We start from the raw sequence: 6679 nt of genomic DNA, 5'->3' as shown, positions 1-6679 counted from the left end.
GCTCAGGCGCCTGCGCAGCCGTACGCAGCCGTCGCCCCGTCACCTGCTCCGCAGCCGCCGCTGCCGACACCGCAGCCTTCGGTTGCCGTGCCTCCTGCGTTCGCCGCCCCGGTCGCGCCGAGAGCGTCTGACCTGATGGGAACCCCCATTATGCCACCGCCGCAGCCTGTGCCCGATGTGCGCTTGCAGGTTGATCCGCTGCCGTCGCCCCCGATTGCTCCGACCACCTTTTCCGCTCCGGAGCCATCGGCGCCCATTTCGCCCAGGCCTGTTCCGGCGGCGCCCGTGCCAGCCAATATAGCCTCCGCCGCCAATGATGCGCTGCTCGAACAACCGTTGCACATGACGCTGGAGCAACTGAGGCAGATGATCAGGCGTTAAGCGCGCCTCCCGCATCCAGCGTCAGGGCACGGAGTCTGAGTGTCACCGGGTTGGTCTCAGGGGCCACTCGCTCCACCGACAGTTCCACCAGCAGATGGCCGGACAGGTCGAGGTCGGTCCTGATCGCGGCCTCGCGAAGAGAGCGAACCGCCCGGTCGACATCCGGGCCATCGATCGCGAGATCGAGAAGGTGGCGCTCGCCGTCGAACAGCAGGCTGCGCCAGGGGCGACTGTCCGATTGCGTCGCATGAACCCGCGCAAAAGGACGGCAGCGTGTGCGGAGCGCCGCCAGCAATGCTTTTCCCGGTGCGCTCATCGAACCGGGCCTTTTGTCTCGGCCTGCCAGCGGGCGATATGAGCCCTGACCTTCGCGGCCGTCGCCGCCCGCGGTTCGCGGCCGCGCCGCAACGCTGCCACGAAGGCGGGGTCACCCAATGCCTCGCGGCCGAAGCGCGATGGCTTCGTCCCCGATTGTCTGAGGTATCGTTCGACGTCTCTCAGCAGATGCATTGACGCTTCCTTTGTCCCGAATCATATGTTCACTTTATGTTCTTTCTGATTTCCTACTTGTCTAGGAAAAATCCTAGGAATAGGACGGGGCATGGCCGAAGACGTGCGCAGCATCCTGGATGAGCTGATCCGTGAGAGAGGGGAGGATTATTCCTCGCTTTCGCGGCTGATCGGCCGAAATCCAGCCTATATCCAGCAGTTCATCAAGCGAGGCACGCCGCGCCGCTTGTCGGAGGAAGACCGGGCGCGGATAGCTGCCTATTTGCGCGTGCCTGAAGATCGGCTCGGTGGCAGGTCGACGTCGTCAGCTTCGATGCCTCCGGCGGCAGCGCAGGACGGAGGCTTGCGTGCCGTGCCCCGAATCGAGGTGCGGGCGTCGGCGGGGGCAGGGGGCATCGCGGATATCGAGGAACGGGGGCGTCCTTTTGCCTTCGATCCCGCGTTGCTCAGGGAGATTGGCGCACGGCCCACGTCACAGCTGTCGGTGATCCGCGTTTCGGGCGACTCGATGGAGCCGACCCTGCGCGATCGGGATGACATATTGGTCGATCTCAGCGTGACGACGCCTGCGCCGGATGCCATTCATGTGCTGAGCCTGGACGACCTGCTGATGGTGAAACGGCTGGTGCGCGACGGCGACAGGTGGATCGTCCGCAGCGACAATCCTGCCTATGTGGACATCGACGATTTCGACCCGGCGGCCTTGCGGATCATCGGCCGTGTTCTGTGGTGCGGGCGCAAGCTGTAGCCGGGCCGGCGCCCGAAGCTCAGCCGCGCCGACGGTCGTAGAAATACAGTGCGAGCGTGATCACGACACCGATCGCGGTGCCGATGAGGGTGCCTGCCGAGGGCTGACCCTGCCGCGCGCCGATGACGGCTCCGGCCAGGATCGAGAAGGCTATGATCGCTCCGCCCGCGCGGGACGCTGTGCGGCTGTTCTGTTCCATGGCCGCCCCCATGCCACGCTCCTTCCTGTGGCGCCAGCCATGTCCCGTTCGGTATCGCCGATGTCCCGGCTGTCCCGCAACGGGACGGATCGTCCTGCCGCGGGACGTGGTAAAGACTCCGTCGACCATTGAAAGCGCGGAAAACCGCCAATCCCGAAATGCTGGCATGACGCTTGTGTAGGATATTGCAGGTGTCCACGGGGTTCGCGATCTTGGAAGAGATATTCTACATCGCCCATCGCAGCAGCATCGAGCAGGCCCAGGAGTTGCTGAGCCAGTTCGGCATGCTGGCGATCGATGAAGCGGCGGCGCGCAGCCGCCATTATCGGGAGCTGGGCAATTCGATTCGTTTCTGCGAGTGGCGCCAGATCGAGCGCTTCCTCGCCGTGCTCGCGCAGGATGTCGCGGTCGGTACGATCCACTGACTGACGCTTTCGCGCAACGCCTGCCTATTTGTCGACATTGGCGGGCGGGGTGTCGGCAAGTTGCGCTGGCGACGCCGCTGGGGTCCGGCTAGGGTCGCGCCATGCGTTTCGCCTGTATGCCGTTCGGTGCGCCCCCGCTCGTGTTCGGCGCCTTGCTGATCCTTTCGGCGCCCAGCGAAGCACAGCAGCAAAATCCTACGACGCCCTCGGCCGATCCGGTCGAACCCGGCGACGTCGATCCCTCTGCCGATATGGCGCCGCTGCCCGAGATGGAAGTGGAGTGGCCGGATGCAACGTCAGCCGAGGCGCCGGCCGAGCCGGAGGCGGGCACGGCCGGGGCACCTGCCGCCGCTGCGGTTGCTGAATCCGATGACGAAGCACTCGCCGATGCCCAGACCGATCGCCGATACGACGTCCGCATCGACGGCTTGACGGGCGAAGACGGCGTTTCACCGGAAGCGGAAGCGTCGATCCGCGCCCGGTTCAAGTCTCTGTCCGCGCTCGAAGAAGGCAAGGGCACCGGCAACACGGCCCAGATCGACCGGCGGGCGCGACAGGACGAAGCGCTTATCGGCGAACTGCTCCGGACGGCGGGCTATTATGATGCGAGCGTCGTCACGCGCATAGAGGGCCAGCGTGGAGAGCGCCTGTCGGTCATTCTGCGCGTTCGGGCAGGAACGATCTACACGCTCTCGAGCGTCGACATGCCCGGCCTGTCGGAGGTCGGCGCGCTGTCAGACGAGTTGCGCGCGGCCTTTGCGCTGCGTCCCGGAGACGCAGCGGACTCCGACAAGATCGCGATCGGCCTTGCCGCGCTCAAGACCAGCCTCGGCCAGCGCGGGCTGGTGTTCGCCAAGGTGGGCGAACCGAAACTGACGATCGACCATGAGGCTCAGCAGGCATCGCTGTTGGTAGAAGTCGATCCTGGCCGCGTCCAGCGTATCGGTGATATCCGCGTCGATGGCCGCCAACTGTTCAGCGCCAGGCATCTCGGGCGGATTGCGCGCTTCCGGCGCGGCGATGTCTATGACGCGACGAAGATGGAAGATTTCCGTCGCGCCTTGATCCAGACCAGCCTGGTGTCGACGGTGTCGATCAGGCCCGTCGCGACGCCCGATCCGGAAGTGGTCGACATCGTCGTCAAGCTCGATCAGGCGCCGCCCCGAACGATCTCCGGAGCGATCGGCTACGGCACCGGCGAAGGCTATAGGGTCGAGGCGAGCTGGCAGCATCGCAATCTGATCCGGCCGGAGGGCGCGGTGACCTTCCGGGGCGTGCTCGGTACCCAGGAACAGTCGCTGGGTGCCACGCTCCGCCGCAACAATTTCAAGGCGCGCGACCGGGTGCTGACCGGCCAGCTGGTCGTCAGCCATCTCGACCAGAACGCCTATGAGGCGCGTAGTGTGACGCTCGGCGCGGGCCTGGAACGCCAGACCAACATCATCTGGCAGAAGAAATGGACCTGGTCCTATGGCGTCGAGCTGGTCGCGTCGAAGGAAGACGACACGGTCAAGGCGACCGGCGCCCCGCGCCGGCGCCAATATTTGATCGGCGCGCTCCCCTCGAGCCTGTCCTATGATGGCTCGGACGACCTCCTCAACCCGACGCGCGGCTTTCGCCTGGCGGCGCGCGTCTCGCCCGAGGCGTCGTTGCAGGGCAGCGCCTTCGGCTATTTCAAGGGCCAGGTCGACGGCAGCAGCTACATGCCGGTCAGCGACCGGATCGTGCTCGCGGGCCGCGTCCGCCTCGGCGCGATCTGGGGCGCGTCGGCCGAGCGGATCGCTCCGACGCGGCGCTTCTATGCCGGCGGTGGCGGATCGGTGCGCGGTTATGGCTATCAGAAGATAGGTCCGGTCGACATCAATGGAGATCCTGCGGGCGGTAGAAGCCTGGCCGAATTCTCGATCGAGGCCCGGATCCGCTTCGGCGATTTCGGTGTGGTGCCCTTCTTCGACGGCGGCAATCTTTATGCCGCGAAGCTGCCGACCTTCCGCAATCCGCGTTACGGCGCCGGTCTGGGCGTGCGTTACTATACCAGCTTCGGGCCGATCCGCGTCGATGTCGGCACCCCCATCAACCGGCGCGCCGGGGATTCCCGGGTCGCCGTCTATGTGTCGCTCGGACAGGCTTTCTGATGAGCGCCGATCGCGATCTGGTCGAGGATGTCGAAGAGCGGGTGCTGGTCTGGCGGCAGCGCCACCCCGTGCTGCGCGCGATCGCGATTATCCTGTTTACGGTGCTGCTGTTGCTGTCGGCCGGGATCTGGATGCTCGACAGCGCTCCGGGACACCGTCTGATCGCCGATCGGGTCGGCGCGCTCAGGCCGTCTTCCGGCCTGCGCATCCATGTCGGTCGCATCGATGGCTCGATCTGGAACCGGGCCACGATCCGCGACTTCCGGCTCTATGACGATCGCGGCCTGTTCCTGGAGGCGCCCGAACTGGCGGTCGACTGGCGGCCCGCCGCATGGATCGCGAACAAGCTTTGGATTCGCCGCGCGACCACCGATCTTCTGATCCTGCACCGCAAGCCCGCGCTGCGGCCGTCGACGCAAAAGGGGCCCTTGCTGCCGGGCTTCGACATTCATGTGGGCAAGCTCGCGGTCAAGAAGCTCCGCCTCGAACCACCGGTCGCCGGACGGCTTTATCTGATGACGCTCGATGCCGGTGCCGACATCCATGCCGGACGGGTGTTGTTGCAGCTCAATGCGCGATCCAACGCCGCCGATCGCATCGCTCTTCAGCTTGACTCACAGCCCGATCGAAATCTGTTCGACCTCGATGCGCGGATCGAAGGGCCGGGCTCGGGGGTGATCGCATCGCTGACGGGGTGGAAGCAGCCGGTCGACGGTGTCGTTTCGGGCAATGGTAACTGGTCTGCCTGGCAGGGGCGTGCCACGCTCGATGCAGGCCCCACCCGTCTGATCGAACTCGCGCTCCGGGCAAACAAGGGGCGTTATGCCCTCGAAGGCTTTCTCGCACCCAGCCGCTTTCTCAGCGGCAAGCTGCAACGGCTCAGCGACCCGCAAATCCGGATCAAGGGCGACGCTTCGATGATCGCCCGCCGCCTCGACGGGCGCGCGTCGATCCGCACGCCGTCGCTGGTGTTCGACGTCAGTGGCGTGGTCGACCTGGCCGAAAATGCGTTCGACGGTGTGAGGGTGAAGGGCTCGCTGCTCCGTCCGCCCGCGTTATTCCCCAACATGACGGGGCGCAACATCGCGCTCGACGCGCGCTTCGACGGGCCTCTCGCCACGGCAGCCTACAGCTACACATTGACCGCCGATCATGTCGCGTTCGATAATACCGGCTTCGACGTCGTTCGCGCGACCGGCAAGGGTTCGCTTTCGCCGACGCCCGTGAAGCTGCCGGTCCGGCTGACCGCGCGGCGGGTCACGGGTATCGGCGACGTGGCGGGTGGTATCCTCGGCAATCTCTCGCTCGATGGCACGCTGCTGATCACCGCCCGCAATGTCACGGGCGACAAGCTCAAGCTGAAATCCGACAAGCTCGCCGGCGACCTGTCCCTGCGTCTCGACCTCAAGACCGGCGCTTATGACGTTGCCCTGACGGGCAAGCTGCTCCGCTATTTCATTCCCGGGATCGGCATCGTCGACGTCAATTCGGAGCTTACGGTCCTGCCGGGCTCGGGCGGGCGCGGTACATCGGTGACGGGCCGAGGCCGGGCCTGGGTGCGCCGTTTCGACAATGGTTTCCTGCGCTCGCTCGCGGGTGGACTACCCTATATCGACACCCGCTTGCGGCGTGGCGCTGACGGCATATTGCATTTCGAGCGTCTGCAACTGACCGCGCCAGACATCCGCATCAGCGGCACCGGCTTCCGGCGCCGGGATGGCACATTCTATTTCAAGGGCAGCGGCACCCAGTCGCGTTACGGCCCGCTCCAGTTGACGCTCGACGGCAATATCAGCCGGCCCAGGGTGGATCTGGTGCTGGCTTCGCCGGTGCCTGCGCTCGGCCTGACCGACACCGTCCTTCACCTCGACCCCACGCCGCAGGGCTTCGCCTATCGGGCGGCGGGCGGTTCCTATCTCGGGCCGTGGGACAGCCGGGGCGCGATCCTGATGCCGGCCGGCCAAGCCGCGACGATCGCCGTGGCGGCGGTATCGGTCAGCGGGGCCGAGGGCAGCGGTTCAATCCGTTCCGATCCGCAAGGCTTCACCGGCCGGGTCGACCTCGCCGGTGGAACGGTTACGGGGCCGCTGACCTTCTCGGTCGATGGCGGGCTTCAGAAGATCGAAGGCCATTTGCGCGCCCGGCGGGCCAGTTTTGCGGCCGCCGTCCCTTTCACCGTCAATCGCGGACGGATCGACGGCACGGTGCGGCTCGACCCGGCGGGGGCCCGGATCGATGCGACGGCGGCCTTGTTCGGATCGACCATCCGGGGCGTGACGAT

General features: G+C 66.1%; 5 protein-coding genes and 1 pseudogene. 4 read left to right on the top strand and 2 right to left on the bottom strand.

Translation table 11 applies throughout. The features are described 5' to 3' along the window. Positions 1-370 precede the first annotated feature (370 nt). Positions 371-697 (bottom strand): hypothetical protein, encoded by a 327-nt coding sequence (locus tag KAY22_RS22445; RefSeq protein ID WP_296625402.1) that lies wholly within the window; start codon positions 695-697, stop codon positions 371-373. 285 nt (positions 698-982) lie between these two features. Here KAY22_RS22445 and KAY22_RS22440 point away from each other — a divergent pair, with 285 nt between their 5' ends. Continuing rightward, entirely contained in the window at positions 983-1639 is a 657-nt protein-coding gene (locus tag KAY22_RS22440) for a helix-turn-helix transcriptional regulator (RefSeq protein ID WP_296625401.1), read from the top strand. 19 nt (positions 1640-1658) lie between these two features. On the opposite strand, the gene KAY22_RS22435 is transcribed toward KAY22_RS22440, so the two are convergent. Beyond that, positions 1659-1838, bottom strand: coding sequence for a hypothetical protein (locus tag KAY22_RS22435; RefSeq protein ID WP_296625403.1), 180 nt, complete (start codon positions 1836-1838; stop codon positions 1659-1661). 191 nt (positions 1839-2029) lie between these two features. On the opposite strand from KAY22_RS22435, the gene KAY22_RS22430 reads away from it, so the two are divergent. The 3 genes and pseudogenes from KAY22_RS22430 to KAY22_RS22420 all read left to right on the top strand — a co-directional run. Further along, a complete protein-coding gene (locus KAY22_RS22430) occupies positions 2030-2263 on the top strand; it encodes a hypothetical protein (protein ID WP_296625399.1) in 234 nt (77 codons plus the stop codon). A gap of 101 nt (positions 2264-2364) precedes the next feature. Then, on the top strand, positions 2365-4398 hold the full coding sequence (locus KAY22_RS22425) for a BamA/TamA family outer membrane protein (protein WP_296625398.1): 2034 nt from the start codon (positions 2365-2367) through the stop codon (positions 4396-4398). Continuing rightward, positions 4398-6679, top strand: a pseudogene (locus KAY22_RS22420) (translocation/assembly module TamB); the annotation flags it as partial. The gene KAY22_RS22425 and the pseudogene KAY22_RS22420, both read left to right, overlap by 1 nt.

The sequence above is a fragment of the Rhizorhabdus sp. genome, from assembly GCF_018006725.1.
GTDB lineage: Bacteria > Pseudomonadota > Alphaproteobacteria > Sphingomonadales > Sphingomonadaceae > Rhizorhabdus.
Note: the sequence above shows the minus strand (reverse complement) of the source record. Positions and strands in the feature narration are given on the sequence as shown.